Below are 25,625 nucleotides of genomic sequence, written 5' to 3'. Positions count from 1 at the left end.
AAAGACTACTTTTGTTTTAGTACACACAAGCAAGATAACGACTTGCAACTAGAAGAGGACTCACGTTCTCTTCTTTTTTTTTATCCATACACAAAAGAAGAGGCTGCCCTTTTGAGACAGCCTCTTTCTTTTTTATATAGTAACCGTGGATTTCAGTTTACCATAGCTATTGTTGTACACGACATCTTTCTTCGGAGGCGTGAATTTCAATGCTGACCACGTATCATCAATACTAATGGCTTTGCTCTCCACTAAGCCGTGATCATAGCCGATCTTAATAACGTGCTTTATATTGAGATCGGTTTCACGTTGTTTGTTCTTGGGCCAAGAGATCCACAGTGTTCCCGATGGTTGGAGATGTTTTTTGTATTTCGAAAATTGACGATCGAGTTCGTCCTGTGTCACTACAAAAATGTGAATGTAGTCGTACACGCCTGAAACACGCTTGCCTTGTTTTACGTCGGGCAGTTGCATCGTCGATACGGCAGACGCTGGCGCATGCACAAGCAACGCCCGCGAATCTTTTTTGACGCCCATTTTCTGCGATACAGTTTTCGAATGTAATTTCGTCATGGCTACATGATCACAGCATGGTTACGGTGCTCAGCCAACATGTCGAGATAATGCGGGTTATACATCAGCCCAAGAATATTTCCGAATGGGTCAATCACCGACGCAGTGACGAATCCGGCTTCCCTTTCAATACGTGGTTCATACTCGCGTGCGCCCATAGCTTTCACTTTTTCAAGGGCAGAAGAAACATCGTCAACATGCCAAAATACAACGGCACCGCCGGGACCTCTCAGCGCATCTTTCGGCGCATACTTACGGTCGATAATCCCCAATTCGTGTTGGTAATCTCCAAGTCGAAATTCCACATAGCCTGGATTTTCGGAATCCGGCCTTTCAAAGTAAGGCTCTACGCCCAGTAAGGTCGCATACCACTTCAGCTTTCACATCATCGTCGTAAAAGCTGACGGTCGCCATTCCTCTCAGCATTGTTGTCGCATTCATAATATTTGCTTTTCGTGGATGCGTAAATTTTTGTACCTGCTGATAAAAGGAAAGCGGCCGTGATGAATACTCCTGCCGCCGTGATGAAGTAAAAAAAAGAAACTTCTAAGTATAAACGAAACTCTAAGCGGCCATTCGTGGTTTAAGGTCACATGAAAACTTATTTTGTTGATTCTTTTACTAACAAAGTCTTTAAAGGGAATCCCGCAGGTGTATGCCTTTTGACCGAATCGTTGAGCGAAATACAAATGTTAAACGTTGCAAAAGAAATTGGATTTTCAGAAACAGCGTTTGTCAAATCACTCACAAAGGAAAACCGTTATAGCATTCGTTTCTTCTCGCCAAAGCAGGAGATTCCATTGTGCGGTCATGCAACATTGGCGGCTGCTAAAATTCTTTTCACCACCACCGATGCAACCACTGCAACATTCGAGAACGTTAATGGGGTTGCGCTAACGGTAACAAAGTCGGGGCAGCAACTGGCGATGCGTTTTCCGATATACGAAACAAAACCAACATCGGTACCATCAACAATGTTGGAAGCACTAGGACTACAATCTGTTGTCGCTTCTTCTTATTGTGAAAACACCAAGATGATCATTCTCGAAATCGACAGCGCAAAGACACTTTTGAACTTGCAGCCAGATTTTGGCGCGTTGGTAAAATCGTATGAAGGAGCAGATGGCGTGTTGGTCACTGCCGCATCCGACAATGCCGATTTCGATTTCCACTACCGTTACTTTTGGCCGTGGGCAGGAACGAATGAAGATCCGGTTACGGGTGTAGTGCATACGTTCCTCACGAAATACTGGTCACAACGCTTGCATAAGAAAACGCTCAAAGCTTTTCAATCTTCGGAACGTACAGGGTTCATGACTGCTGAGCTACATGACGATCATGTAATGATTTACGGGACGGCGGTTATCGTTCTCGAAGGAACATTTCTGAGCTACTGAAATATAGAATCCGTGATGCTGATGGGAGACAGACGTTAATCCCACGTTTGTCGTACACCCGTTGCCCAGGTAATTGCGAAATGTCTTTCGTAAGAAACACCTGGGCTAAAGGTCATTTCATTCGATCCTCCAGATTGTTCCTTTTGTATTACCCACGTTAGCCTAAAGATAAAATCTGATTGATCTAGTACTTCTGCGGTCGATCTTATAGTGGCTGACTCGATAAACTCACGCGTGCTTGTCATGAACGGTGGAAGGCAGATAAAAATGTCGTTGAGATTAACTTCGCTTGCTGGCAGATCGAGGTACTCAACTTTGTTGATCACCCACAGCAGCAGCCAAATTGATTCCGCACGCCAGCCGATTTTCACAGCGTCGTCCTCCGTAAGTGAATCCTGCTCAAAGAATTTCTTTTCTTCGTCGGATGCTTTTTCCCAAAGATTTTCTTGATGTAAAAAACCGACGACTTCCGCCTTGAGATTTTCGTCGACGACGATACAATTTAAATAAGTGAGTATGAGTATTCGTTCCGCGATTGCTTGTGGGGACTGCATCGTGATAGCTTCCTCCTCTTCCATGGGCGGTAGTTGGTCAACGATGTGAATTCCAAGTTGCGCCAAACGTTGTTCGCTATTTTCCTTCCTTTCAACAGCTGTCATATTTCAATTTGATACAATATCATCATCCAAATCAAATTATCAATACAGTGTCAATAAAAAAGCCCGCTGGAAAGCAGGCTTCTTGTTGATGATATTTACTAGCAACGCGATCTATTTAAAAAGATTATAGTCGGCTGCCATTTTCTTGTAGTCGGGAAGAATCTTTTCATATGCGGCTTCATCCGCTTTTTTCAAGCTATTCATCAAGCCGCCGATACCAGAATCTTTCAAGCTCACGCGTTGCTTTTTTATTTCTTCCATTTTCATGCGAATCGTCGCTTCTAGCTTCATGATTTCTCTGGCGGTCATAGCAATAATATTTCGATACAAAAATAATCACTTATTTAGAACACGACGACAATAACGCAAAACATCTTCTAACAGTCTCTTCTTCTGAAACGTAACTTAAACTGAGCACCACCGTCGGGTCTATTTGCGCCGTCTATTTCGCATCCGATTGCTTTGGCCATATCATGGATGATATAAAGACCAAAGCCAGTCGACGAGCTTTTAATGATTTTACTACCCGAATCTTCCAACCTAAAAGATGCTGGCAACCCGGGGCCATTGTCTTCAATAAAAAGATAAATGGCCTCGCCATTTGTTAAACACGACCATTCCACTTTGCCGTCGACCTTACCTTTCAAAACGTTCACGGCATTCGTTGTGAGATTGTGCATCATCGTATAAACAAAGTTAAAATCTGTTAGAACGACTGCCTCGCCAGGCGACTTAAAAACAATAGAGACACCATCCAACGAAGCAAATGAGTGCTGAAGACGGTCGAACAAATCGCGCACCGGAACCGGCACGAAGGACGGTTTAAAATTTTCCATTTGCCCTTTTGACCACAGCAATATTGATTCTAAATCATCCAACAAATTCTCCGCCGATACAACGATCTTTTGTTGATGTGAAACGACACGGTCAGATGTCAACAAATGTGGGCTTTCTTTCTGCAGGTGAAGGAAGTTGATCAATCTCGCAACTGGCGCACGGAGGTCATGACTGAGAATTGCAAAGAATTTCATTTTCATATTGTTTGCTTCTTCCAATCGCGCGTTAAGCTGCAGCAGCTTTGCATTTGTTTTCCTACGGATCCTATTCTGACGATAGAGGAGAAATCCGATAGCGATAAACAAAACAACGCCAGCGATAAGCGCCATGATCTGAACTCTTTTTATGGCAAGGTCTTGCTGATGCAATGCAAGCTGTTGATCGCGCAGGGCTACCTCACGTTGACCTTCAATCGCTGCAATCTTGTTTTTACTTTCCTGCGAGTATATCGAGTCATTAAGATGATGATATAATTTACTGTAGTGATATGCTGCCTTGAAGTTTCCTTTTTCCTCTTCCAACTCGGCCATCGATCCCAAAATAAAAACATAGCCAGAAATGGTACCCGAAGCTTTGCTCAGCGTTAAGGCACGTTGTAAATATTTATCTGCACTTGACAGTAATCGAATACGATCTCCATGTGCTTTCGTCTTACATTGTTCGAGATAAAATAAGCCGATGTTTCCAAGGTTTGTAATCGAAATGGGGTAAGCTGGGCTAACGCGATCCCATATTTCTTGAGCCTTGAGTTTGTAGCTAATATTTTTCTCGGTTTGGCCATACAACATCGATAAGTTCGTGAGTACAGTCGCAATTTTGAGTTCATCCTGCTCAGCTTCAAACGATGTTAACGCTTCATTGTAAGCGTTGATTGCTTTTGCAGAATCCTTGCGCACGAGAAAAATATTGGCCAGCGTCAAACTAACTTCACCCATACCGCTCTTGTTATCATTATGTCGATAGACATCGAACGCTTTCTGATTATACTCAATCGCTTTATCGGTATGGTTCTGGTCAAAATATACAATCGCGATATTATTTAAACACAACGCAGTCAATTCGTCGTTACCTATTTTTTCAGCAATAGCCAGTGCGTCGAAATATGCGCGATTTGCTTTCTCGGCAACACCCTGACGCGAATATGCCGTGCCGATATTATTGAGTGTATTCGCTTCATTATAGTCGTCGTGATTTTCGCGGTGCAATGTTAATGCACGCTCATATTGCGCAATCGCTTCAACGTATAAACCCTTGTCGCCGTAGATCATACCAACGAGATTATGAAAGACGGCAATGCCTTTTTTCCACTGCATCTTTTTAACATGATCCAATCCGATCGAAGCATATTGTGCGGCGGTGTCAAGATTATACAGGGCAGTTTGCTCGACGATAGATTTGTAAAGTCTTGCTTTTAAGGTGTCATTCTCGACATCAGTCAATCGTTGAACAAGTGAATCCACGACAGAATGCTGCGCTGACAACGTTAGCGTGATCGACAAAATAAATGGAATAACAAGTAGGCGTCTACTCATAAGTCTGCCAGCGCATCTTTATATGCCCGCCCCCATGGAACAACTGCAGTACCATTGATGACTACACTCGACGCGTTCACTTTTGTGATATATTGTTTCCGTACAGCAAAACTTCGGTGAACTCTACTGAAGGATTTAAAAGCCTCTTCGTTCAAAAGGTTTCCGATCGATGATAACACACAATACTTCTTTTCTGTCGTTACAATCTTCGTATAGTCTTTCAGTCCCTCTAGGTAAAGGATATCTTGTAGGGCTATTTTAATTTTTGTATGTCCATCTTTAATGAAGATTGTTTCTGCCTGTTGCTGTTCATCGAGTTGTGCCGCTTTGTCACGTAACACGAAATATTCTTTCAAGCGCGCAATCGTTGACTCAAAGCGGTCTTTCTTCAAAGGCTTTAGTAAGAAATCAAACGCTTCTTTCTCAAAACTTTCGAGTGCATATTCAGAGAACGAGGTAATAAAAATACACACAGGAATATGACGAAGACGCGCACGTAGTTCCAACCCAGAAACTTCTGGCATATCGACATCCAGAAACAATACATCAACTGATAACCGATCAATCGCTGCGAGTACACTGTAGCGTTACTAAAAACGCCAACGACTTCCAGGAATGGATACTTCTCTATGAACGAAATCGATGTCAATCGATCGATTTCATCATCATCGGCGACGATACAGCGAATGGTGTCTTTCATTTCACGCAAACTTTGAAGTGTGGCAGGTTAAGTCGAAAACTGGCAGCCAAAAACCGATTTTAATCCCCTGCCTGACAAGCGTAAATATAGCTTTTTTAAAGCTGTGCCTGTTGCTGATCTATTAAAACTGTCGTTCATCTATTATCTCAGCACGACGTAACAACGCACTTTACTTTTGATCGCCGTTTGGCTTGATGTGCTCATGATAAAAGTTGAAGAAAAATGAAAAGAATTTACCTCTTGGCGTTGCTCCTCATTGCAGCGTGCAACGTTTTAGCGCAAAATCTATCTTTGATAAAAGATCTCAACGTCGGCAGCGCGCATGCGTATCCGCGCTACCTTGTAGTTCAAGACAACACCCTCTACTTCTCGCTGGGTACAACGCCAGGGAAGCTCTATTCATCTGATGGAACGTCGGTAGGAACCAGGGAAGTTGGCCCTTCAGCGGGATCAGGAACCATCTGGCATCTTACACCGTCGAACAGCACCTTGTATTTTAGCTATGACGACGGAACGCATGGTGGCGAACTATGGAAAAGCAACGGCACCACTACTGGTACGGTGTTGGTAAAAGATATCGGCGCCGGATCAGAAAGCACCAACCCAACCTTTTTAACCGATTGCAACGGAAAACTTTTTTTCTGGGCACCATCCTTGGCCAACAATAAAGGACTATGGGTTACCGATGGCACGAACGCTGGAACGATCAATTTGAATGTGATCGCTACACCAATCGGACACAGCACCTATGAAGTTTTCAATAACAAGATTTATTTCAGCGGCAACACAGGAAGTGGTTATGGACTGTGGCAAAGCGATGGTACCGTTGCAGGCACACAACTGATCAAGAGCGGGTTCACATTGGGACCTGGTACAGATTCATGGGCCATTCACAACGGCAAAATGTATTTTGGATTTCAAGACAACACAACGCAAGGTCTATGGGTAAGTGATGGGACAACGGCAGGGACGCAACTTGTGAAAGCATTGGTAAATGTTGCGCATATCGTCAGTGCGAATAATAAGATCTACTTCTCAGCATTTGATAATACACATGGTGATGAACTTTGGGTTTCAGATGGAACCTCTGCTGGAACCACGTTAGTAAAAGACATATTTCCAGGAGCTGCGAATTCTTCATTACGAAACATGTTCGTTTACAAAAATGAAGTATACTTCTTTACTGTCGATGGTGCATTATACAAAACCGATGGTACATCCGGAGGGACAATTCAACTTAAGGGTGCTGGTAGTTATCCGAATTATCCGCCGATTGAATTCAACGGAAAGTTATATTGGTTCGATACTGCAGGGAATCAAAATGGTCTGATGTACGAAAGCGACGGAACCTCGGCCGGTACAAAAGCAATCGTGCCACAAGTGTCCGTATACGGCAATGAAAAAATTGCGGTCGTCTACAAATCTGCTATTTATCTTGCCGCGAATTATGCATCACAGGGTATTGAACTTTGTAAGTTCACCATGAGCGCCGCTGTCATTACCATTGCATCGCATCCGACAACACAAACGGTTTGCACTGGATCTAGCGTATCATTGACGGCAAGCGCTAACGGCGCATCCAATCTGTCCTATCGATGGCAAAAATTCAACGGAACAACGTATGTGGATTTAAGTGATAATTCAATTTACAACGGTGTATCAACGTCATCACTAGCCATCGCAGTAGACCTATCCAACGGAAGTGCAGGACAATATCGTTGCCAGATATCCGGCGATGAGGCAACCGATGTCTTTACAAATAGTGCTACCATCACGCCTTCCAAATGCAGTACTAACTTACCGCCCACCATTAAGCCGTCGTCACTCTCGACAAAAGTCAAAGGGAAGGCTGTACTCGATTTAAAAACAATCGTCAGCGATGTAGACAACAACATTGATATTACGTCACTGTCCATTCTTCAATTACCCGTTAGCAACACACCCGCATCTATCGACAACAACGGCATACTTACAGTCGATTATACTTCGTCAGAATTCGCAGGCGAAGACCGGATAACAATTCAGGTGTGCGACAGCGAATCAATGTGTGCACAGCAAGAGATAACGATCATCGTATCGGCGGACATCGTAATGTACAACGCCGTGTCGCCAAACGCCGACGGCAAGAATGATTTTCTTTTCATTCAATATATCGACACATTGGAAGAAACCAAGAAAAACAAAGTAACGATTTTCAACCGATGGGGTGATGTTGTGTTTCAAGTAGAAGATTATGACAACACAACGCGAGTCTTCAGAGGACTTTCTAATAACGACAAAGAGCTTGTAAGCGGAACTTACTATTACAAGATAGAATTCGAAGGAGATCGTCCGGACAAGTCAGGATTTCTTTATTTAAAACGCTAATCTTCATTTCATGAAAAAGCTTATACTGTCATTCCTATTTTCAGGGTCGATGTTGGCGCTCTATGCACAACAAGATCCAATCTATGCGCAATACTTATTGAATCCGATCGTGATCAATCCTGCACATGCCGGCGTGAACAACAATCTTACACTGAATGCGTCGTATAGAACACAATGGACAGCGCTTGAAGGACAACCAAAAACACTACACATAAATGGATCGATATCATTGGCAGAAAACCGAATCGGTATTGGCGTGAATATTACGCAAGACAAACTTGGCGCTGTTACCAACGGTGAGTTCAACGGCGTAGTATCCTATCGATTGCATCTCGGCAACCAACGATTTATTAGTTTTGGAATGCAGGCTGGCGTGATGAACTTCAAAAACGATTATAGTGCACTAACACCTTATGATGTGGATGATCCCGCATTCAGTGACAACGGCAGCGCTACACGTTTTAACATCGGTGCAGGGGTTATTTTCCGGACTAAAAAATTAACCTTGGGCCTATCGGTTCCGCGCATGCTCCCGGCAACAATTAAAACTCAAAGCGGTTCTTTTGCTGTCTACAAACAGCACTACTACCTCTTTGCCGGTTATGCGATAGAAGCCAATCCTAACCTATGTGTACAACCAACCGTGCTCTTGAGAAAAGTTGAAGGTGCATCTTCTTCCGTTGACCTTGGCGTAAACTTCCATTTCCATCATTTGCATACAGCAGGGCTGTTCACGAGAAATCTCAAAAGTTGTGGTGTGCTGCTGCAGACGCGGGTAAAAGAACGCTTGCGCTTCGGATATGTATTCGAGATCCCTGTAACCAAGAATACCATCACCGGCTTCACGACGCATGAATTCACGGTGGGACTCTTGCTCGCCGTCTTAAAAAATCACGACACCAAATTTAAGCCCCACTGACGTTATTTACTTGTACTTAATGTGCAAGATAGCTCATCACAAATACCGATGTAAAATAAATCCAGAGCGACGAGAAGATAATATGAACAGTCGTCTCAAATAGTTTTCCGCGCCACAACTTGGGTGAATAGACGAAGAATTGAAAAAACAACCGGAGTAACCAGAACAAAAACAAACCTAACAGTATCACACGTCCCAATTGTTCATGGATCAGCGCATGCGAATAGCACAAACATAGCAGTCCCATCAGGAGCAACGTTATGCCGATAAACACCGTATGGACATATAAGATCTGGCGTGTAATAAGCGACAGTGCTCGCGACTCCTCTTTCCATTTGAAATATTTTGGAAGAGCGATGTGCATCAACGCAAGTAAGATCAGCAAAGTGCCAGTTATTTTAAGGTGTATTTCCATGTCGTTTTCTTAGAATAAAAACTGAAACAAAAGGAGTGATATTAAAATGTGTATCGAGATGTAAGCCAGCTTCGTGAAAGTTTGCGTTCCATTCGCGCCGTGAGTAGAAATGAAAGAATCCTATGTTATATGCCAAAAAATTTGGAACATCGCGAAGGTGCTCGACAACGATGCATTGTCCATCGTCGTGTAACAGCTCAACTTGTCTTTTTAAGAATTGAATTCGTTCTTCGCGCAGCCGCACTTCGTGTAACGCGAAGATGTTAAAGATCACATCAGCAGACCCAGCAGAAGACGGTAGCGTATCCGTTGTTACTTTCATAGTACCTTCAAACGGCGGATAAGCCTTGCGTGCTCTTTCTATCGAAATCTCTGTATGTTTTTCACGGTCGTAAAAATCAAAAACGCTGAGTGTTGCCAGCGGAAATCGCGCTTTAATAACCGCACTGGTTTCATCGAAGCCAGCATGAATATTGATGAGGCGCTGTGGTAAATGAATACGCTCAAACCAAGAGAAATCGTATAAGCGCGACCGATCATATACATAATATGAAACCGAAAGCGAAATGGCGGTGGCAAGTACAATAACAGCAGCAACGGTGATGTAGATCCAATACATTGCGCTATCAACAAAAGCACAGAGAATAAAAAGTGCAACAACAACCGCGCTGGCAATTAAGTAGAAGTGCCAATTAAAACGCACGATGTTTAACACACCTTGAAATGGTTTCCTCACGACGGTTTCCATAAATCTCTTTTTCCTTTTTTCCAATAGTACGGAATGTTGTGGATCACAAACGCATTCGCCAATACAGCTCCTTTTAGCGACAACGACTCGATAAAACCAACACGACTTTCCAACACTTCCACCGGCGTAGGAACCCAATCCTCTCTAACACCTTCGATGATTAACACTTCCTTTTTCGCGGCATCATAGGTGAACGTAAAGGGCAATGGCCCCGCAAATCGTCGGGCTTCCTTCCAATCCTTGAAAGGTGACATTGATGGCAACGAAACATCCATCACATCGTCCTTCACTCTAACCGACAAAGCCGATTTTACTGAATGTACTTCGATCATTCCATGCGTGCTAGTAAACTGAATGTCTGTCGTTGTATAATTATAGTGTGTAAAAATATTTCCAAGGAACGCCATTTTCGTCTTATCCGTTTCCGACTTGATGATGTAAAGTCCACGAAGACGTTTTCCATAACTCGTGTTGTACTTCACAAAAATCCGATAGCCCGTAAGTACAAAATCATTGCCCAGTATTTTAGGAAATCCCTTTGGTCGCAAGTGTTTGGTCTGTACCATGGCGACAGCAACGAAGGCCCACTTCTCTTGAAAGGTATCCAACGTCAAACATTCGGGAATAAACTTTTCAAGTTGTTCACACGGCACTGCATAAGTCAACACCAATGAAGTATCGAAGTGGCTTTCAACTGCAAACGGGTGATTCTTCAAGAAATCTAGCATAACACTATTTTATTTCCATTTGCTTTTTCTGCAACAGTATAAATTGATTACCATAGATAACAACCATGAACAGCAACGCAAACACGATGTTCATTCTTCCGAATAACAGCAGATCCGGAGCGAGCACATATTCTATTATATTCATGACGCCCACTAAAACAATTTGAAAGACCGCGCAAAATCTTTTCCAGATGCCCGTCAATATCCAAACAACCATCAACATCTCGGCGTAGCCAATCGCGACTGTCAAGTGCGGTGCATACGCTTGGCCCAGTATTCGCGCAACGATTTCCTCATGGCGCGGAACACCATGGAGCACTTTGCACCAAAGCCCATTCACAAGCCAAATCATACTAATGAGAATCGTAATGAACCAGTAAAGGATCGTATATTGTTTATTTGCTCTCATATTAACGGCCCTAGCATTATATCTCTTAGCGGAATCATCACGCGTTCCATAAAGGCAGTGTGAAATAGCAAAGGCATAGGAATAATAAGAATAGTCATCACCCACGCGTGAGCAAAGATTCGATGATTAACAATTTTCTGAACGATTGCCGATTTTGATTCCAGTTGCATGGCTACAGCGTGAATGATAAAGTAAATCATCGGCAAACCGTATCCGGCATTCACTGGCAAAGAAATTGCAATCTCATGAAGTAATCCTGAAAAGAGGAACGAAATCGTTACGGCATAGGTAACACCAACTTTGTCTTTCAATGGTTTGTATGCAATCAATGCCGTCATCTCAGAAAAAGCAAGGTTCCATCTTCTTCCCCAAAATTCTTTTAAGGAACGTGGTTTGTATGGTGATCTGAATAGCTCAGAAACATCCACGCCCAAATTTCTCCATCCTGCTGTTGAAATATTCAACACCCCAAAATGAAGCATGAAACTCACACCCACCAGCAACAATAGCTGTGGCAAGAAAAAAGCAATTCGCAACTTTTGTTCGAGAAAAAATGAAGCATATAACAATATGTATCCAATCGCAATTCGCGATAAGCCTTTGATAAACAGATCAACAAACGGTAGCGATCGACTTGGAAATTTCTCGAACAGCGTGGGACGCATCCCAAACCAACCTAGAGAAAATGCACACCACTGGGTGATTGTAAGTTTATTGTTACCCGAATAGCTTTCGACACTCACAATTATTTTCATCGAAAGAAGTTGCAAGAATACGATCACAAGCATGCGCGCTAACGCACCGTAATGCCAAGTAACAGCCGTCGAGAATAGTACGGTCGACACCGCGATTACCCACGCGATCGCTCTCGCATGCGACTTGTCTTGCATGTTCGGAAGATAATATCCGATTATGGTCAGCAAACATGCATAGAATGATATGGTCAACCAGGTTAAATCCATTGGTAGTTGTATAAAAATGCCAGCAGATATGTCAGTGCAAAAACGGTAAACATCGCGACGAGCGCAACTTCGCCGACAGTGTAGAGTACTCCTTTTGGTGCGTCAGTTTTATCGAAGTATGTAAATTGAATAACAATCCGCGTCAGCCAATATGCGCCAATCAAAAGGGTGACGCTTTTCGCGAGGAATGAATGATCAATTAATGCGTCAGGTCCCAAGACCGAGATAACACCAAAGAAAAAATTAATCACCAGAATGTAGGCCGCATACGTCCAGAAGATTTGACGCAAGAGTGGTTTTAACCCCCCAAGGTGCAAGCGCCACTGTAGGACTTTGGGAATGAGAAGGCTTCCCAAACAAAGCGCAAAGTGGCCAATACCACTCCAAAAGATCAGTTTTTCAAGCCCAACATTACCCATGTCGATTTGATTTATTTAGTAAATCAACACAAATAACCTAAACTTTCAAAAAGTATTGAAAGTTTAATAATGAATATATTATTGATTTTTTGAAACCCTGTCAGTAAAAGACAGATAATGACTACGTTCGACTATAAAGACCTATTCAAAATATTCAACACCGTTTTCACCTACATATCCCCAGGTATTTCCTTTTTTGACCCTAAAGATGACGAATGACCATCGGCTATGCACGTTGAGCCGCGTTTCCAGCTTCACTGAATCATAGTGGCATTTGATTGGCGGGTAAACCGTGTTAAAAATCCAAACGCCCGTTTTGCCTGCGTTTATCGTATACACGAAACTTGGAGTGAGCGTGTGTAAGCCATCGTATTGGAAGGGAACCAAAACTTGCTCGTCTTGATTGATCACACCGTATTTTCCACCCAATGCAGCAATCATTGAGAACTGTCCATTATCCAGGTATAGTTCTGAAAGTGCGGCATATTTGATTGACATAATGCGGCGTTCGTTCCAAAACAGATAAGCCGTTTTTCCTTTCGCGTACACTTGGTATACATAAATTCTACTACCAAAGACACCACCGAAATCGATGGGCGTAGCGTTCATAGAGTCTAACGTATATTCGCGTTTGATACGGTCGACAAACTCTTGCGTCGCCGTGTTACGCTCCTCATCTCCCGGGGCTACTTCCGCAAACCCTAACACATCACCTGTGCCTTCCGATATCCGGACCTTTTTAACCGGCGTTATCTTACCATCGGCGTAATTAATTTCAAAAAGCTTGCGACCGACATACGCCACCATATAATCGTTAAATTGGTCGGCGATTGAATCGAACTTAAACGGTGTTAACTGAATTCCCGCCGTTGTAAATAGCGCGAATTTCTGCTTCTTTATCACGACCCTCACCTTGTCATTGTACGTTTGCACGTTATCGTATAAAACATCAAGAACATAACGGCGCTTTTCCGCATCATACAAACCTACCATCTTGTTGTTTACCAGTTGCCACACCGCTCCACCATGTGACATGATTGACTCACAATCTTCCTTCAGCAATCTTTTTCCTTGCGCATCAATCACATTTATTTTGCCACCACGATAAACCTTTGCAAGGGCATACCAATCGAAGAACTCGACAGAGTCGTAAGCTTCTGGTTTTATGACGACATTTGCCAATGTATCGCTATAGCCCCAACCATTTTTTGCGTGGAACGGTACCAGGAGCACTTTGTCTTGTGCAAGTACGGCTGCACAGATACCACATAACAACAAAGCCATCAACACAACACCGCGCGATTCAGTCGTACCAATCCTCATAACATCTTATTTTTTGCGGGCAAGATAAACAATTGAATAAGAAATAAATTGCATTCTACAAGGCAACATTACGTCTAAAACATCAGAACACGCTAGTGCGTCACCGAGAAAAACATCTACTTTGCAATAATGAAACTCACGGTTATCGTCGCGCTGGCCATGTTGCCACATATCATGATGGGACAGGTATTCTTTGAAGGAAAAATATTATACACGTTTGAAGTAAAATCGAAGTCGCTGGACGTCGACGTAAACGATTTGCAAACAACAGTCGGAAACGGATCAACATTATATTTCAAAGACGGCAATCTCCGTCGAGACTATGATGGCAGTTCAACCGAATTTGAAATGTACCGTAGCAAAGAAAATCGGCTGTACGTTAAGAAGCGCACCAACGATACAATCTTCTGGTATGATTGCAGCCTAGAAGGAATTGAATCGATCAAGGACTTACAGATATCCAAGCAAAAAGAAAAAGTACTTGGCGTATCATGTCATAAACTTAAGATCCGCTACACTGACTACTACACCACAGAATATTACAATTCAGATTCAATCGTCATCGATCCACTGTGGTTTGCAAATTTTAAACGCGACGACCACTATAAAATCGCAGCCATTGAAAAATCGTTGTTCCTTCGTAGCGATACGGAGTTTCCCATGTTTACCGTTGTGATCCGTGCAACACGCGTGGACCACGTAACACTGAGTGATGATGTTTTTAAGATTCCAAGCAATGCAATTGTATCGCCACGGTAGGACTATTTTAGTAAGATCTTGAGTGCTGCTTCTAATTCCGTGTCAATTCCTTTTCTGACATCCTGAATCGTCGGGGCAACCCGGTGATCAGGTTGAATACCTTTACCAACGAACTCTTCGCCATTACCAAGCATGTCGCGCTTTGTACAAATGCGTGCCGATCCGTTTCCGGGAAGTTGTATCATCAGTGGTTGTCCTGAACTACCCCCTGTTGCCTCTCCAAGTAGTTTTCCGCGGTTAAGTGTTTTAAAAGCTGCAGCAAAGTCTTCTGCGGCGGAAAATGTTCTCGCACTTGTTAACACGATAACGGGCTTTGTATATAACCATTTTCTATTAGGAAAAATCTTACTCTTAAAGATATCCACTTGCTGATCGACCTCCCACGCTCTGAAAGTCGGCTTATAGTCTCTCGTGTAGTAGGCATGAACTTCATTGGGTTGATCAATGAGATAACTCAGAATGTTCCATCCGGGGGTCGTATTTCCACCACCGTTATTTCGAACATCGAAAATGATTGCATTTGCTTTTGAAATTTCCGTGAACTTAGATGCGAACTCAATGGCAGATGAATCGTTACTAAAAGTATTCAGTGCTATATAGGCAATGTTTCCCCGAAGCACTTTATAAACGAAGGTGGGTGTGCGCAATTTCTTGGAACGCTCCGCTGGCTTTACCCGAAAGATCGTATGCTCATGAAGCTTGTTGGTGGCATCGCGAAGCTGTAGCTTTATCGGACGCGACAACGAACCACGCAAAAATGCATGTTCAAAAGAATGGGTCTGCAAGTCTTGAGGTGTTGACGCACATTGATACGGTGTAACATACCTAGCAGCGTATTCTTTCGCCGGAATGTCATTTACAGTAACAACCTCCTGACCAATAGCAATACCAAGCTTGCTGAGCGTGGGGTCATGAACACCAACGATCAACACTTTGCCTTCTATTAATCGCGTTCGTATGAGTGGTCTAGCATATACAGAGTCCGTTAGTTCTCGAGGCATAAAAACATTGGTATGTCCATCCTTGAGTTTGGCAAAGAACGACTCTAAAATTAAATAATATTCTAACGTCGATTTAGATCCTCTTACCTGAGGCAGGTAGGCAAAGTAAAGGGAGTCGAAGTTTACGTTGGGAATCAAATCGAAATTCACAAAATTGTATTTCGCTTCCGACCACAATTTCGATAGGCCCGCAATTTTTTCTTCGTCTGAAATATTCTGGGCGTATGGCGTCACAAAATGCTCAGAATCCCAAAACAATTTTTGATTGAAGAATAATTCCGACGTTTTTTCTCTTTCCTTTTTATTCTGTTGAACACGCTTTAATACCTCTTGCCATCGCGCATCTTGATGCAATGAGAAAAGGTCGCCGTCGTTCTCCATAACCTTTAGATCAGAAAAGCCTTCTGCAACTGCTTTTTCCAGATAGGTAAATGCCAACGCGGATTTACCAGCAAGCGAAAAATAACAAGCCGTGTTGTAATGGGAGATTTCATACTGTCCCTTCTCCAGTGCGACCTCCAACTTGTGAAGCGCATCTGTTTCCGGAACGGTGGATGATGCATTCTGCGCTAAAAGCCCCAATGGAAAACAAAGCAATAAATACGTAACAATCCTTTTCATAAGACTAAGAATTACTATTACCTAACAGTTTTAAATGAGCATCCATAGCATGTGGTTGGCAACGTTTCTGCTCATTTCCCTAAGACAGATTCCTTAAAAATAATCAAACTTATTGCACATTGACAAACAACAAAGGCTCCACCATTGGCCAGCAGTCCAAAAAAAGAAAAGCCCAGTTTTACCTGGGCCTTACTTATTGTTATCACTTACCAAATTTTGATTCGCTCATCATCTGGCAAGTAGTGTTTATCACCGGCTTGTACATTGAACGATTTATAGAACGGGTCAAGACTCATCAATGGTCCGTTCACGCGCCACATCGCTGGAGAATGGGGATCATTCGTCACATACGTTCTTAAAAATGCGTCACGTGTTTTTACGCGCCAGATGCGTGCAATTGAAAGGAAGAAACGCTGATCGGGTGTAAACCCGTCAATCTTCACTGTATCTTTTCCTTGTGCCGTAAGTTTGAACGCATCATATGCAATTGCTACACCGCCGTTATCTGCCGTGTTCTCCCCTAGTGTCAACGCACCGTTAATATGAACGCTATCCAACACTGTAAATCCGCTATACAAATCAACAACTCGCTTCGTCTTCGCCTGGAATTTCTCCAAGTCTTCTTTCGTCCACCAGTTCTTCACATTTCCTTCCTTATCAAACTGCGCACCTTGATCGTCGAACGCGTGCGTCAGTTCGTGGCCAATCACCATGCCAATACCACCATAGTTGATCGCATCATCTGCTTCGAAATCAAAATACGGGAACTGCAAAATTCCTGCAGGAAAAACAATCTCATTAAAATAAGGATTATAGTAAGCAGTCACCGTCGAAGGAGGAACAATCCACTCCGATTTGTCAACCGGCTTGTCTAACTTCTGCAATTGAAAAGCCCACTCATTTTTATTCAGCGATATAATGTTCTCGAAGTATTTAGATCGATCGATTTGCACTTTATCATAACTTCTCCATTTATCCGGATAGCCAATCTTTTTTGTGATCGCATGAAGCTTTTCCTTGGCTTGAATTTTTGTACTGTCGCTCATCCAATCAAGGTTGTTAATGCGAACCTCGAAAGCCTTCTGCAAATTATTCACCAGATCCAATACACGATTTTTCGCAGCTTCATTAAAATGTTTCTTCACATAGATCTGACCCAATGCTTGGCCAAGCCAATTATCAACACCAGCGGTCATGACTTGCTTACGTGTTTTTTGCTTTGCCTGCCCTGTCAACACTTTTGAAAATTCAAATGACGCATCGACAAATGGTTTACTCAGTACATCAGCATAGTTCTTCAGCGTAAATGCTTTCAGATAAATTTTCCAATCATTCACTGGAATAGATTTAATCAACGCGTTCAGTTTCTCGAAGTATTTCGGTTGTGCCACATCGATCGTTTCCGTTTTTGCACTGAGATTTTCAAGGAGCTGGGGCCAACGCAAATTTGGATGCATCTTCTCGAGTTGCGCGATTTTCATCTTATTGTAGTTTGCATTGATATCACGCATTTCTACATTCGTCTTATGTGACGTTGCTAGTTGTTTTTCAATTCCATACACAAGGGTGGCGTACTTGCTAGCCGTTGCTGCGTCAGAACCCGTTAACTCAAATAACTTAGCAATGTATTTTTGATATGCCTCTTGCACAGCAACCGTTGCCGCATCCGACTTAAAATAATAGTCGCGGTCGGGCATGCCTATTCCAGTTTGATATACATGCCCAATGTTCATACCACTGTTCTCATTATCGGGGAAGACATAAAAGGCAAAGATCGACGCATTACCAACAGTTGATTCCGAACTCGCAAAAGTTAATACACCCGTTGCATCTGTAATAGCGTCGATGCGTTTCAATGCGGGCTGCAGCGGTTCATAGCCACGTTTGGCGATCTGAACTGTATCCATTCCTGATGCATAAAAATCACCGACGATCTGCTCGATGCTTCCTGGTGCATTGCTACCGCTGGAGATACTGTCGAGAATACGTTGAAGAAGTTTCTTTTGAGGAATATTGAGAAACATGTAGGAGCCGACACCAGATTGGTCAGGATCTATCGTGGCGGTATCGTACCACTTGCCGTTTACGTAGCGAAAAAAGTCGTCGCCAGGTTTAATGGTATTGTCCAAACCGGCTACGTCGACAAATGCTTTACGCGGCGCTTCCGGCTTGTCGCACGCCGCCAATGCAACGCCGACGAGAATGAGGCTAATGAGTCTATTCATTGTAGGTTAATTTTCTGCAAGTAAGATATTTTTTATCGAAAACATTATTCCCGTTTTTTGGACTAACGGCGAAACCTAATGATGAACTTAACACCATGATGGTTTAACATGTCGCGAAAATATTTATCCGATTGTGGGTCGGCTATTACACCGTGAGCGATACTTCATATATATTTAAGTGCAGACCACATTGTGTTTGTTCTATGCAAAAAGGTCGCAAAACACCACGCCAATTGACGCATATACACCTGCAGTATACGGAAACGCTACGCTACTTTTGTTGACGTTAAATCAATTCATTATGAACGACATCATCATCGCGGGGGAGTTTGCACAAACATGTTGGGTAGTACCGGATATTCACGCTACGATAAATGCATTTGCCGCGCTTGGCATCGTTGGATTTCCAAAGGTAGAAACTGTGCGGGCGCAAGATCTACATATGACATATCGCGGAAAGGTGGTTGATGCTGAAATGCTCACCACACAAACCTACAGCGGCACGTTCATCGAATTGGTGCAGCCGGTTTCAGGTCAAAGTATGTTTCATGATTTTCTTACCAAACATCCCGAGGGTGGTATCCAACACACCGCATTTCGTTTTCCTGTCCATGAGTTTGAGAAGATCACCAGCAACATGCGTGACCGTGGATACGAACTGCTCAGCGAAGTGGACCATCCCATTGCGCGCATGGCTTTCTTCGACACCTACAAAACATTTGGTACGGTAACAGAAATCATGGGCATCACCCCAGAAGGGTGGCGCGCGATTGAACAGATGGAACGTAAAAGCAAATCATTACAAGAATAGTTTTAAAGTTGACGTTATGAGTAAAGTAAAAGTAGCAGCATACTCTGTTTCATTAGACGGATTTGGCGCAGGTGTCGATCAAAGTCTAGAAAATCCTTTGGGCAAGGGAGGTGAGCAATTGCATGAATGGATTTTCCCAACAAAGACGTTCCAGAAAATGATGAGTAATGAGGAAGGGACCGAAGGCAGCGACAATGAATTTGCAGAAAAGTCGTTTGACAATATCGGCGCTTGGATTATGGGCAGAAATATGTTCGGGCCCATTCGCGGTGCATGGAAAGACGATGAATGGAAAGGTTGGTGGGGTGAAAATCCACCGTACCATGTTCCTGTATTTGTGCTCACAAATCATCCGCGAGCATCGATCACGATGCAGGGCGGAACTGTCTTTCACTTTGTGAAAGATGGAATCGACGCGGCACTTGCACAGGCCAAGAAAGCTGCCAACGGGAAGGATATACGCATTGGTGGTGGCGCCTCCACAATCCGGCAGTTTTTACAAGCTGGTCTAATTGACGAAATGCACCTCGCCATAGCACCGGTGTTGTTGGGCGTTGGCGAACATTTTTTTACTGATATCGATTTACCCAAGCTCGGATTCACCGATATCAAAACGGTTAATGGTAAATCCGCAACTCACGTGGTGCTAAAGAAAAAAGGTTAACGATAAAAAGTGGAGCAGTACCACATCAAAAAACGGGCGTACCGAAAAGCCTCAAGAGTAGGACAAATAAAAAAATATCCACTATGTCTAACAGTGTTTCACTTCATCGAATGTTGAAAACATCTCCTGAAAAAGTATACCGCGCATTTACAGATGCAACAGCCATTGCTTCATGGATACCTCCGTATGGATTTCTTTGCACCGTACACGAAATGAAAGTTGAAGTTGGTGGCACGTACAGAATGTCGTTTACCAATTTCTCAACGGGTAGCAGTCATTCCTTCGGCGGAAAGTATGTAGAACTCAAGCCCAATGAATTTTTGAAATATACCGACAAGTTCGACGATCCAAATTTACCAGGCGAGATTGTCACGACGGTGTCGCTCAAAAAGACGATTGCTGGTACTGAAATCAAAATCACACAAGATGGAATTCCGGCGGCAATTCCTGCAGAGATGTGCTATTTAGGATGGCAAGAGTCGCTTGAAAAATTAATGAAACTCGTCGAGCCTGAGATACCCGATGCTTAACGCGGTGTTCGCATAAGCACTTAGCGATTTTGGTAGACGTATCGTTTCCCGAAATCGCTTTTTTTTGATTACAAATTAGATTCGTGTCCGTAATTCAGATACTGAAAGTTACTTCCCCACATCTCGCTATTTAAACAAAGATCCGATAGAGATTGACGTCCGTACTTGGAAATCGAACACTGACGTAACCGCTACAGGTTTTGTGATGCTGGCCTCCTCGCGACGCGAATTCATTTCCTTCGCCAACACAAAAGAACAAATAACCGCGATGAAGATACCTGTCATCACCATCAATACATGGCCCGAAGCTTTACTGCTCGAATATTGCTGCTGGATGTTAGATGTCGTTTTCATAGGCTGTGCGATTATGATGTAAATAACGGGAGTTTAGTTGCACGAGGGTATCGAAAAAAGGCCATTTCAGGGCGCCGGGAGGTGAACGGCGGATTTCAGGCGGTGGGAATGGGTCTGGGTTGAATGTCACAGGTTCACAGATGACGGCGAACGGTTAAAAGTTAAAAGTTAAAAGTTAAAAGTTTCACAGATAACCGAAAACCCATAACAGTTAACAGATAACAGTTTAACAGTTAAGATGGTGAACCGTGAACCGAAAGTAGGCTCAACACCCATCTAGTTAATAATTATTCTTTTAAAAATTATCCCGTTCTCGCGAAACAGTACCAGTTCAACGTCATCACCTTGTCGACCATAGTATGATGGTTCACAAGTTGTTTTCCAATGCTCAGCGCGCGCGCTTACTATTTCCTTTGTCCAACTATCGTCGTCGTGATTCAGATCTAGTTTCACCATTCCTTCGGTCCATTTCTTTATGTCTGCGGTGTCCACCTTAACTACAAATTTGTAATCCCCAGAAGATGCTCCTGGAATTGTGAATCCCTGACGTTGGCTTTGGAATCCGTTAACGTTAAAAAGTTCAAATTCAGCATCATGAATTTCAGAAAAAACACGCACCTCCTTTTCCAGGATATCTATTCGTGAATCAACATCGGTAAAGTCGTCGCTATCCAGTCGCGTAACGCCAGAGCACGAACTGAACATCAGCGCGAGCATTGTTAAGAATTTCGCTCGACTCATTAGTTTTGTTTTTTTATTGTTGTTCTTGAATCTCATTATGTATGCTCCAGCGTTTCACACATCTCTAAAACAGTGCGTACCCAAGTTCGGTCTTGCTCGCTGATGATGATTGTCCGAAAATTGTACTTGTCGCCTTCGATTTTCAGTCCTGGTGAATCGTCAACGTGCACATCTATGTGAAACGCGGGAGGGAACTTGGATGTCCTTGTTTTATTTTCTCCCAATTCTCTATCGTGTCGTGGTTGATTGATTACGGTATCGACTGGAATGCCATACAAATAAAATGTCAATCTGATTTGTAATATCGACCGAAACGAAGTGGTGTAGATATAAATTCGATGTCCTTGACTTCGAAGCGCTTTAAAGAGCTCAATTGTTCCCAGTCGAATCTTTTCAAGTCGCAACAGTCGCTGAACAATAGTCTGCTTTTCAGTATCAAAACGTTTTGTCCCTGGAATTAAAGTATCGTCTAAGTCAAATGAAATTGTCATGTTTCGCTAGGTGCGGTCATTGCTGCGAGGTCGATTATGCACACGCCATTAATTAAACTGCCGGCAGATTTAATACTACGTTGTGGAATGGGATGCAGTTGGAAAATTAGTCAGGGCACTCGGTAACTGAGTAATCGCTCCAAATCCAGAATCAACGTCATAACGTCAAGTATGCCTAATAAAATCAATAACTTTTTCATGTCTTTTTATTTAACGTCTACTTTGTGCAGCAGCTTCGCCACAGCGTTTTCATTTAAGCTCTCCTTTAATTGCTTTGACACTTACGCTTCGATTAATCACTTCAATTGATTGGCAAGTCTTCTCATAAAGTTGCCAGAATTTATCTTCCCAAAAGGGATTTTTTCGTTGTTCCAATTCAGCTCTTATTTTTTCCTCTATTTCAAAATGACCTTTATCGACAAGTACTTGGTCGTGACTTTCATAATATGATCTTAGAAGTTGCCCGCTATCAGCCCAAAACCCAACGCGCAGTAAGAATCCAAGGATCAATAAAGAAATAATATACTTTTGTATTAAGTTTTTCAGAAAGACTAAGTGCTAGTTTTTCAGTTCCATTAAAATCAAAAACATTCCAAACTAAATAATTCCAGCTACCTATTTTATCGAACAGCAAAAAGCGTTTTTTATTCTTTTCAATTTCGTAATTGAACAGAAAGTCCCAATCGAAGTTATTATGAAACAAAAAAAATCTGTAAAAGATGTATCTAGAATGTTTAAGATACTGCCAGTGGTTGAATCCTTACAACAAAAATGATGGTTTATAAGGACGTTTATCAATGGTCGTTCTTTTTCCATTTGGTTCATCTATCTCGGTTCATTTTTTCAAATACGGCATTTATAGGGAGATGAATTCACAAGTATTCACCCCTGCATTAGTGACTGTTTTTCCTGTCCAGTGAGTCGAAGTAATCTTTATGTTTAATTGCGTTATCAAATACAGGCAATCCAATTTCGCGGCAAAAAATTTTGAGCTCCGCTAAATCAAATTTATCTAATTCCGGTTGAGCCTGAAGCTTATTACATTCGAAGCAAATAGAAATGTGCGCTGACGGTCGTCCAACGCTGTCCCAGAATACGAATCCGTGGCGCGGGTAAAAACAGTCCGTTATTGCATATTCTACGTCGGCTTCTACCTTGTTTAAAATTTCAAAAAGTTTTTTTTCTTGATTTGCCGTCAACGAAATTTCGAATCGTTCAGACACCAGGCTAGTTAACGTGTCATTTGCCACCAACTCATATACCCAAGGTGTTCGGGTAACATATCCTTTCACGTTCTTGTACTTAAAAGTGCCCCAGTTGTTAACAGGGCCTTTAATTATCGGTGAGTATTTTCCACCAGTCATGTAGCTATTATTGGAACAGCTAGAAAAAAATAAGCCGATAAGGAGGATAATATTTCTGTTCATAAAATAGGCATGAGTCGAATCACTCAAGGATTGCAGCTTAGGTCGCAGAACCGTTACGTTAGTCACTAAGATAAATTCAAATTCGTCTCAACGTTAGCAAAAGCGATTATGTTTGGATCTCTTTGTTAGCGGTTGGCTGGATCACTCCACGCTTTCGATTCCAAGTAGCTCCAGTGTCTTTCTATTAAAAAGGGTTTCGAATTCAGTGTCGTTCTTCTCCACGACACAATAATTACCGAAACTTACGAATATCAAATTGCCGCGCTTGTTCTTCTCATTTTGTTTTGCAGTCCATTCTGCACTTTGACTTCCTCCAACTGATAAATATATCGGTGTTCCCTCGTCAAAGAATCGTCTTGCGATTTCCCGAATCCTAACCGTCATGCTTGCCACTCCACGTTCATCTAAGTTTCCTTTCGTGAAGATCAGAAAGCATTCCCCTAGAGTATTAAAATTCACGCCATACTTTGATTTTAGCCGGCTTAAAGTAGTATCAGGAGTCAAAGTCGAAAATTCCCTATTTATGAATCTGTCAAGATTTCTCTGAAAAGCTGTCGTGTCTGACTTCAAATCCTGTCCAGAGACTGAAATGGCAATGATCCACAGCTTTATTGTTGTCAGTATTTTCATATTTCAAATTTGTCCGATGCCGTTTACCGCAGTCGAGTCATTAAGGGATTAAGGGAGTTTCCTGTTGATCACAAAGATAAAAAATGCTCGACGGGTACAACACCTCGTGGACGTGGCAATTTCCAGTGTGCAAATAAATCCGGAACGTACGGCGTACTTATGTTGTACAAAGTCATGCGTATGTGAGAGATCACAACAGTAACGGATCACGCCTCAAACGCCACGTAACGCTCCATATCGCACAGGCGAATTACGCGCCCACCCTTGACAGAGCGTTCATTTTTTTGAATACAGCATTTGTAGAAAAATGAATTTTAATATGCATCGTGAGAATAGAAACAGTAAATTCGTCTTGACGTTAGCGAAAGGGATTATTCATGGAACACTTTGTTGTGGGCTGTGCCGCTTTCACTACTCTTTCCAATTGTCACCTGTCCGTTACTTCACTAAGTTCAATTTCTGTCTCTGATTGAGGAAATGAAAATAGTTTATTGTTCGTTATTTTCATTTTAGTCTGTCCGTCAACCAGTATTATAGTGTCACCTTTAGTTTGATACTCTCCAAAGAAAAGTCCGGTTGTCGAACCGTTAGGCTGATTTGTTATGTCAGAAATTGAAAAATAATTACTTGTCCTTGATAATGATACTTCAAATTTCACACTGTCAATATTGAATGAATACTCCTTGTAGTTCCTTTCTCTCCAGCCGTCAAACCACATAGTCCAGAGAAAGTAAAATATCAATGGTCCAATGATCGAATTTAAAAATGCAATTTTTGCCAGATGTCCTACCTTGAACCAAAGAAGAAAGAGTCCAATTAATATACTCAATCCGAATATGAACGGAATGATTACAATAAGAGCTATTGAAATATCTGGTGTCGGTTTGTTGAGATAGATCCAAAGCCCGAAAAGTAATGTCTCAACGACAAAGACTGTTAATCCAATAGCTATCAATTTTGTTTTCATCCTATTTGTCCAGCGGCATTGCCCACAACATCCGAATATATACAATTACCTGATATTTCCTTATAGCAACATTCGCGTTTGTAAGTTCGAAATTCGCCTACAAATCACGATTCCCCTTCAAAAATCGTTGATAACTTTTTTATGGTACACCGCGCGACATGTAGAAAATTCTTTACTCCATGCATTGCAAATTGCCGCTGCTGCGTGACAACCGGTGACACGCCTCCTTTACTATCTGTGTTGCAAAACGCACAGTCTTCGACTTTCTGTCTTTCCTTTTGGAGTCCGCTGGTACCTGGCTGGTTTTTTAGAACAGGTTAAAATTAGAGTTTTTAACTTTAACCATCTGAAAAAGCGTTATGAAAAAAACAAGATTCACAGAAGCACAGATCATTGGGATCTTAAACGAGCAGGAA

At 42.4% G+C, this 25,625-nt stretch carries 28 protein-coding genes; 7 read left to right on the top strand and 21 right to left on the bottom strand.

What is annotated here, in order from left to right:
- Positions 1–132: 132 nt before the first annotated feature.
- Positions 133–573 carry a hypothetical protein gene (locus DQQ10_RS27170; RefSeq protein WP_112750108.1) on the bottom strand — a complete coding sequence of 147 codons (441 nt, stop codon included), beginning with the start codon at positions 571–573 and terminating at the stop codon, positions 133–135.
- Between the two features lie 2 nt (positions 574–575).
- Positions 576–929, bottom strand: a complete 354-nt coding sequence (locus DQQ10_RS27165) for a VOC family protein (RefSeq protein ID WP_394342007.1) — start codon at positions 927–929, stop codon at positions 576–578.
- Positions 930–1,166: 237 nt separating this feature from the next.
- On the opposite strand from DQQ10_RS27165, the gene DQQ10_RS27160 reads away from it, so the two are divergent.
- The gene (locus DQQ10_RS27160) at positions 1,167–1,970 is read left to right on the top strand and encodes a PhzF family phenazine biosynthesis protein (RefSeq protein ID WP_112750107.1); all 804 of its coding nucleotides are present in this window, start codon (positions 1,167–1,169) and stop codon (positions 1,968–1,970) included.
- A 35-nt stretch (positions 1,971–2,005) separates the two neighbouring features.
- Here the strand turns inward: DQQ10_RS27160 and DQQ10_RS27155 are convergent, their stop codons facing one another.
- The 4 genes from DQQ10_RS27155 to DQQ10_RS27140 all read right to left on the bottom strand — a co-directional run bounded on the left by DQQ10_RS27155 (position 2,006) and on the right by DQQ10_RS27140 (position 5,522).
- Positions 2,006–2,629 carry a DUF4272 domain-containing protein gene (locus tag DQQ10_RS27155; RefSeq protein ID WP_112750106.1) on the bottom strand — a complete coding sequence of 208 codons (624 nt, stop codon included), beginning with the start codon at positions 2,627–2,629 and terminating at the stop codon, positions 2,006–2,008.
- A 111-nt stretch (positions 2,630–2,740) separates the two neighbouring features.
- Positions 2,741–2,938, bottom strand: a complete 198-nt coding sequence (locus tag DQQ10_RS27150) for a hypothetical protein (RefSeq protein ID WP_112750105.1) — start codon at positions 2,936–2,938, stop codon at positions 2,741–2,743.
- A gap of 68 nt (positions 2,939–3,006) precedes the next feature.
- A complete protein-coding gene (locus DQQ10_RS27145; RefSeq protein ID WP_112750104.1) occupies positions 3,007–4,998 on the bottom strand; it encodes a tetratricopeptide repeat-containing sensor histidine kinase in 1,992 nt (663 codons plus the stop codon).
- Positions 4,995–5,522, bottom strand: a complete 528-nt coding sequence (locus DQQ10_RS27140; RefSeq protein ID WP_245970558.1) for a LytR/AlgR family response regulator transcription factor — start codon at positions 5,520–5,522, stop codon at positions 4,995–4,997. The genes DQQ10_RS27145 and DQQ10_RS27140 overlap by 4 nt, the downstream gene beginning before the upstream one ends.
- A gap of 398 nt (positions 5,523–5,920) precedes the next feature.
- Between DQQ10_RS27140 and DQQ10_RS27135 the strand changes: the two genes are divergently transcribed.
- A complete protein-coding gene (locus DQQ10_RS27135) occupies positions 5,921–8,065 on the top strand; it encodes an ELWxxDGT repeat protein (RefSeq protein WP_112750103.1) in 2,145 nt (714 codons plus the stop codon).
- Between the two features lie 10 nt (positions 8,066–8,075).
- Complete coding sequence (locus tag DQQ10_RS27130; RefSeq protein ID WP_112750102.1) at positions 8,076–8,984, top strand: PorP/SprF family type IX secretion system membrane protein; 909 nt, start codon at positions 8,076–8,078, stop codon at positions 8,982–8,984.
- A 16-nt stretch (positions 8,985–9,000) separates the two neighbouring features.
- On the opposite strand, the gene DQQ10_RS27125 is transcribed toward DQQ10_RS27130, so the two are convergent.
- The 7 genes from DQQ10_RS27125 to DQQ10_RS27095 all read right to left on the bottom strand — a co-directional run bounded on the left by DQQ10_RS27125 (position 9,001) and on the right by DQQ10_RS27095 (position 13,988).
- A complete protein-coding gene (locus tag DQQ10_RS27125) occupies positions 9,001–9,399 on the bottom strand; it encodes a hypothetical protein (protein ID WP_112750101.1) in 399 nt (132 codons plus the stop codon).
- Positions 9,383–10,147, bottom strand: coding sequence for a methyltransferase (locus DQQ10_RS27120; protein ID WP_112750100.1), 765 nt, complete (start codon positions 10,145–10,147; stop codon positions 9,383–9,385). Before DQQ10_RS27120 ends, DQQ10_RS27125 begins: the two co-directional genes overlap by 17 nt.
- Positions 10,132–10,875 carry a DUF2071 domain-containing protein gene (locus DQQ10_RS27115; protein WP_112750099.1) on the bottom strand — a complete coding sequence of 248 codons (744 nt, stop codon included), beginning with the start codon at positions 10,873–10,875 and terminating at the stop codon, positions 10,132–10,134. Before DQQ10_RS27115 ends, DQQ10_RS27120 begins: the two co-directional genes overlap by 16 nt.
- 4 nt (positions 10,876–10,879) lie before the next feature.
- Positions 10,880–11,284 (bottom strand): DoxX-like family protein, encoded by a 405-nt coding sequence (locus DQQ10_RS27110; protein ID WP_112750098.1) that lies wholly within the window; start codon positions 11,282–11,284, stop codon positions 10,880–10,882.
- The gene (locus DQQ10_RS27105) at positions 11,281–12,246 is read right to left on the bottom strand and encodes a wax synthase family protein (RefSeq protein WP_112750097.1); all 966 of its coding nucleotides are present in this window, start codon (positions 12,244–12,246) and stop codon (positions 11,281–11,283) included. Before DQQ10_RS27105 ends, DQQ10_RS27110 begins: the two co-directional genes overlap by 4 nt.
- On the bottom strand, positions 12,237–12,665 hold the full coding sequence (locus DQQ10_RS27100; protein WP_112750096.1) for a hypothetical protein: 429 nt from the start codon (positions 12,663–12,665) through the stop codon (positions 12,237–12,239). The genes DQQ10_RS27105 and DQQ10_RS27100 overlap by 10 nt, the downstream gene beginning before the upstream one ends.
- Positions 12,666–12,806: 141 nt before the next feature.
- Positions 12,807–13,988, bottom strand: coding sequence for a WG repeat-containing protein (locus tag DQQ10_RS27095; RefSeq protein ID WP_112750095.1), 1,182 nt, complete (start codon positions 13,986–13,988; stop codon positions 12,807–12,809).
- Positions 13,989–14,117: 129 nt separating this feature from the next.
- Here DQQ10_RS27095 and DQQ10_RS27090 point away from each other — a divergent pair, with 129 nt between their 5' ends.
- Complete coding sequence (locus tag DQQ10_RS27090; RefSeq protein ID WP_112750094.1) at positions 14,118–14,747, top strand: hypothetical protein; 630 nt, start codon at positions 14,118–14,120, stop codon at positions 14,745–14,747.
- Positions 14,748–14,749: 2 nt separating this feature from the next.
- Here DQQ10_RS27090 and DQQ10_RS27085 read toward each other — a convergent pair whose 3' ends face one another.
- Positions 14,750–16,369, bottom strand: a complete 1,620-nt coding sequence (locus tag DQQ10_RS27085; protein ID WP_112750093.1) for a S41 family peptidase — start codon at positions 16,367–16,369, stop codon at positions 14,750–14,752.
- A 206-nt stretch (positions 16,370–16,575) separates the two neighbouring features.
- Positions 16,576–18,594 (bottom strand): M13 family metallopeptidase, encoded by a 2,019-nt coding sequence (locus DQQ10_RS27080; RefSeq protein WP_112750092.1) that lies wholly within the window; start codon positions 18,592–18,594, stop codon positions 16,576–16,578.
- Between the two features lie 301 nt (positions 18,595–18,895).
- Here DQQ10_RS27080 and DQQ10_RS27075 point away from each other — a divergent pair, with 301 nt between their 5' ends.
- From DQQ10_RS27075 to DQQ10_RS27065, 3 genes are all read left to right on the top strand, one after another.
- Entirely contained in the window at positions 18,896–19,405 is a 510-nt protein-coding gene (locus DQQ10_RS27075; RefSeq protein ID WP_133259785.1) for a VOC family protein, read from the top strand.
- A gap of 16 nt (positions 19,406–19,421) precedes the next feature.
- On the top strand, positions 19,422–20,069 hold the full coding sequence (locus DQQ10_RS27070) for a dihydrofolate reductase family protein (protein WP_112750090.1): 648 nt from the start codon (positions 19,422–19,424) through the stop codon (positions 20,067–20,069).
- 83 nt (positions 20,070–20,152) lie between these two features.
- Positions 20,153–20,599 carry an SRPBCC family protein gene (locus DQQ10_RS27065; protein WP_112750089.1) on the top strand — a complete coding sequence of 149 codons (447 nt, stop codon included), beginning with the start codon at positions 20,153–20,155 and terminating at the stop codon, positions 20,597–20,599.
- 126 nt (positions 20,600–20,725) lie between these two features.
- Here DQQ10_RS27065 and DQQ10_RS27060 read toward each other — a convergent pair whose 3' ends face one another.
- From DQQ10_RS27060 to DQQ10_RS27030, 6 genes are all read right to left on the bottom strand, one after another.
- A complete protein-coding gene (locus tag DQQ10_RS27060; protein ID WP_112750088.1) occupies positions 20,726–20,953 on the bottom strand; it encodes a hypothetical protein in 228 nt (75 codons plus the stop codon).
- A 276-nt stretch (positions 20,954–21,229) separates the two neighbouring features.
- Positions 21,230–21,694, bottom strand: coding sequence for a hypothetical protein (locus tag DQQ10_RS27055; protein ID WP_133259784.1), 465 nt, complete (start codon positions 21,692–21,694; stop codon positions 21,230–21,232).
- Between the two features lie 35 nt (positions 21,695–21,729).
- Complete coding sequence (locus DQQ10_RS27050; protein ID WP_112750086.1) at positions 21,730–22,185, bottom strand: HAD family hydrolase; 456 nt, start codon at positions 22,183–22,185, stop codon at positions 21,730–21,732.
- 893 nt (positions 22,186–23,078) lie between these two features.
- Positions 23,079–23,612 carry a hypothetical protein gene (locus DQQ10_RS27040; protein ID WP_133259783.1) on the bottom strand — a complete coding sequence of 178 codons (534 nt, stop codon included), beginning with the start codon at positions 23,610–23,612 and terminating at the stop codon, positions 23,079–23,081.
- A gap of 141 nt (positions 23,613–23,753) precedes the next feature.
- Positions 23,754–24,242, bottom strand: a complete 489-nt coding sequence (locus tag DQQ10_RS27035; RefSeq protein WP_112750083.1) for a hypothetical protein — start codon at positions 24,240–24,242, stop codon at positions 23,754–23,756.
- A gap of 427 nt (positions 24,243–24,669) precedes the next feature.
- Positions 24,670–25,209 carry a hypothetical protein gene (locus DQQ10_RS27030; RefSeq protein ID WP_112750082.1) on the bottom strand — a complete coding sequence of 180 codons (540 nt, stop codon included), beginning with the start codon at positions 25,207–25,209 and terminating at the stop codon, positions 24,670–24,672.
- Positions 25,210–25,625: the final 416 nt, after the last annotated feature.

Source organism: Pseudochryseolinea flava (assembly GCF_003286915.1).
Classification (GTDB): Bacteria; Bacteroidota; Bacteroidia; order Cytophagales; family Cyclobacteriaceae; genus Ohtaekwangia; species Ohtaekwangia flava.
Note: the sequence above shows the minus strand (reverse complement) of the source record. Positions and strands in the feature narration are given on the sequence as shown.

Bases quoted from the DNA above. Each gene is read 5' to 3' on its own strand.
- DQQ10_RS27170 (WP_112750108.1), bottom strand. From the start codon at position 573: ATGACGAAATTACATTCGAAAACTGTATCGCAGAAAATGGGCGTCAAA.
- DQQ10_RS27160 (WP_112750107.1), top strand. From the start codon at position 1,167: ATGAAAACTTATTTTGTTGATTCTTTTACTAACAAAGTCTTTAAAGGG.
- DQQ10_RS27155 (WP_112750106.1), bottom strand. From the start codon at position 2,629: ATGACAGCTGTTGAAAGGAAGGAAAATAGCGAACAACGTTTGGCGCAA.
- DQQ10_RS27150 (WP_112750105.1), bottom strand. From the start codon at position 2,938: ATGACCGCCAGAGAAATCATGAAGCTAGAAGCGACGATTCGCATGAAA.
- DQQ10_RS27145 (WP_112750104.1), bottom strand. From the start codon at position 4,998: ATGAGTAGACGCCTACTTGTTATTCCATTTATTTTGTCGATCACGCTA.
- DQQ10_RS27140 (WP_245970558.1), bottom strand. From the start codon at position 5,522: ATGCCAGAAGTTTCTGGGTTGGAACTACGTGCGCGTCTTCGTCATATT.
- DQQ10_RS27135 (WP_112750103.1), top strand. From the start codon at position 5,921: ATGAAAAGAATTTACCTCTTGGCGTTGCTCCTCATTGCAGCGTGCAAC.
- DQQ10_RS27130 (WP_112750102.1), top strand. From the start codon at position 8,076: ATGAAAAAGCTTATACTGTCATTCCTATTTTCAGGGTCGATGTTGGCG.
- DQQ10_RS27125 (WP_112750101.1), bottom strand. From the start codon at position 9,399: ATGGAAATACACCTTAAAATAACTGGCACTTTGCTGATCTTACTTGCG.
- DQQ10_RS27120 (WP_112750100.1), bottom strand. From the start codon at position 10,147: ATGGAAACCGTCGTGAGGAAACCATTTCAAGGTGTGTTAAACATCGTG.
- DQQ10_RS27115 (WP_112750099.1), bottom strand. From the start codon at position 10,875: ATGCTAGATTTCTTGAAGAATCACCCGTTTGCAGTTGAAAGCCACTTC.
- DQQ10_RS27110 (WP_112750098.1), bottom strand. From the start codon at position 11,284: ATGAGAGCAAATAAACAATATACGATCCTTTACTGGTTCATTACGATT.
- DQQ10_RS27105 (WP_112750097.1), bottom strand. From the start codon at position 12,246: ATGGATTTAACCTGGTTGACCATATCATTCTATGCATGTTTGCTGACC.
- DQQ10_RS27100 (WP_112750096.1), bottom strand. From the start codon at position 12,665: ATGGGTAATGTTGGGCTTGAAAAACTGATCTTTTGGAGTGGTATTGGC.
- DQQ10_RS27095 (WP_112750095.1), bottom strand. From the start codon at position 13,988: ATGAGGATTGGTACGACTGAATCGCGCGGTGTTGTGTTGATGGCTTTG.
- DQQ10_RS27090 (WP_112750094.1), top strand. From the start codon at position 14,118: ATGAAACTCACGGTTATCGTCGCGCTGGCCATGTTGCCACATATCATG.
- DQQ10_RS27085 (WP_112750093.1), bottom strand. From the start codon at position 16,369: ATGAAAAGGATTGTTACGTATTTATTGCTTTGTTTTCCATTGGGGCTT.
- DQQ10_RS27080 (WP_112750092.1), bottom strand. From the start codon at position 18,594: ATGAATAGACTCATTAGCCTCATTCTCGTCGGCGTTGCATTGGCGGCG.
- DQQ10_RS27075 (WP_133259785.1), top strand. From the start codon at position 18,896: ATGAACGACATCATCATCGCGGGGGAGTTTGCACAAACATGTTGGGTA.
- DQQ10_RS27070 (WP_112750090.1), top strand. From the start codon at position 19,422: ATGAGTAAAGTAAAAGTAGCAGCATACTCTGTTTCATTAGACGGATTT.
- DQQ10_RS27065 (WP_112750089.1), top strand. From the start codon at position 20,153: ATGTCTAACAGTGTTTCACTTCATCGAATGTTGAAAACATCTCCTGAA.
- DQQ10_RS27060 (WP_112750088.1), bottom strand. From the start codon at position 20,953: ATGAAAACGACATCTAACATCCAGCAGCAATATTCGAGCAGTAAAGCT.
- DQQ10_RS27055 (WP_133259784.1), bottom strand. From the start codon at position 21,694: ATGAGTCGAGCGAAATTCTTAACAATGCTCGCGCTGATGTTCAGTTCG.
- DQQ10_RS27050 (WP_112750086.1), bottom strand. From the start codon at position 22,185: ATGACAATTTCATTTGACTTAGACGATACTTTAATTCCAGGGACAAAA.
- DQQ10_RS27040 (WP_133259783.1), bottom strand. From the start codon at position 23,612: ATGAACAGAAATATTATCCTCCTTATCGGCTTATTTTTTTCTAGCTGT.
- DQQ10_RS27035 (WP_112750083.1), bottom strand. From the start codon at position 24,242: ATGAAAATACTGACAACAATAAAGCTGTGGATCATTGCCATTTCAGTC.
- DQQ10_RS27030 (WP_112750082.1), bottom strand. From the start codon at position 25,209: ATGAAAACAAAATTGATAGCTATTGGATTAACAGTCTTTGTCGTTGAG.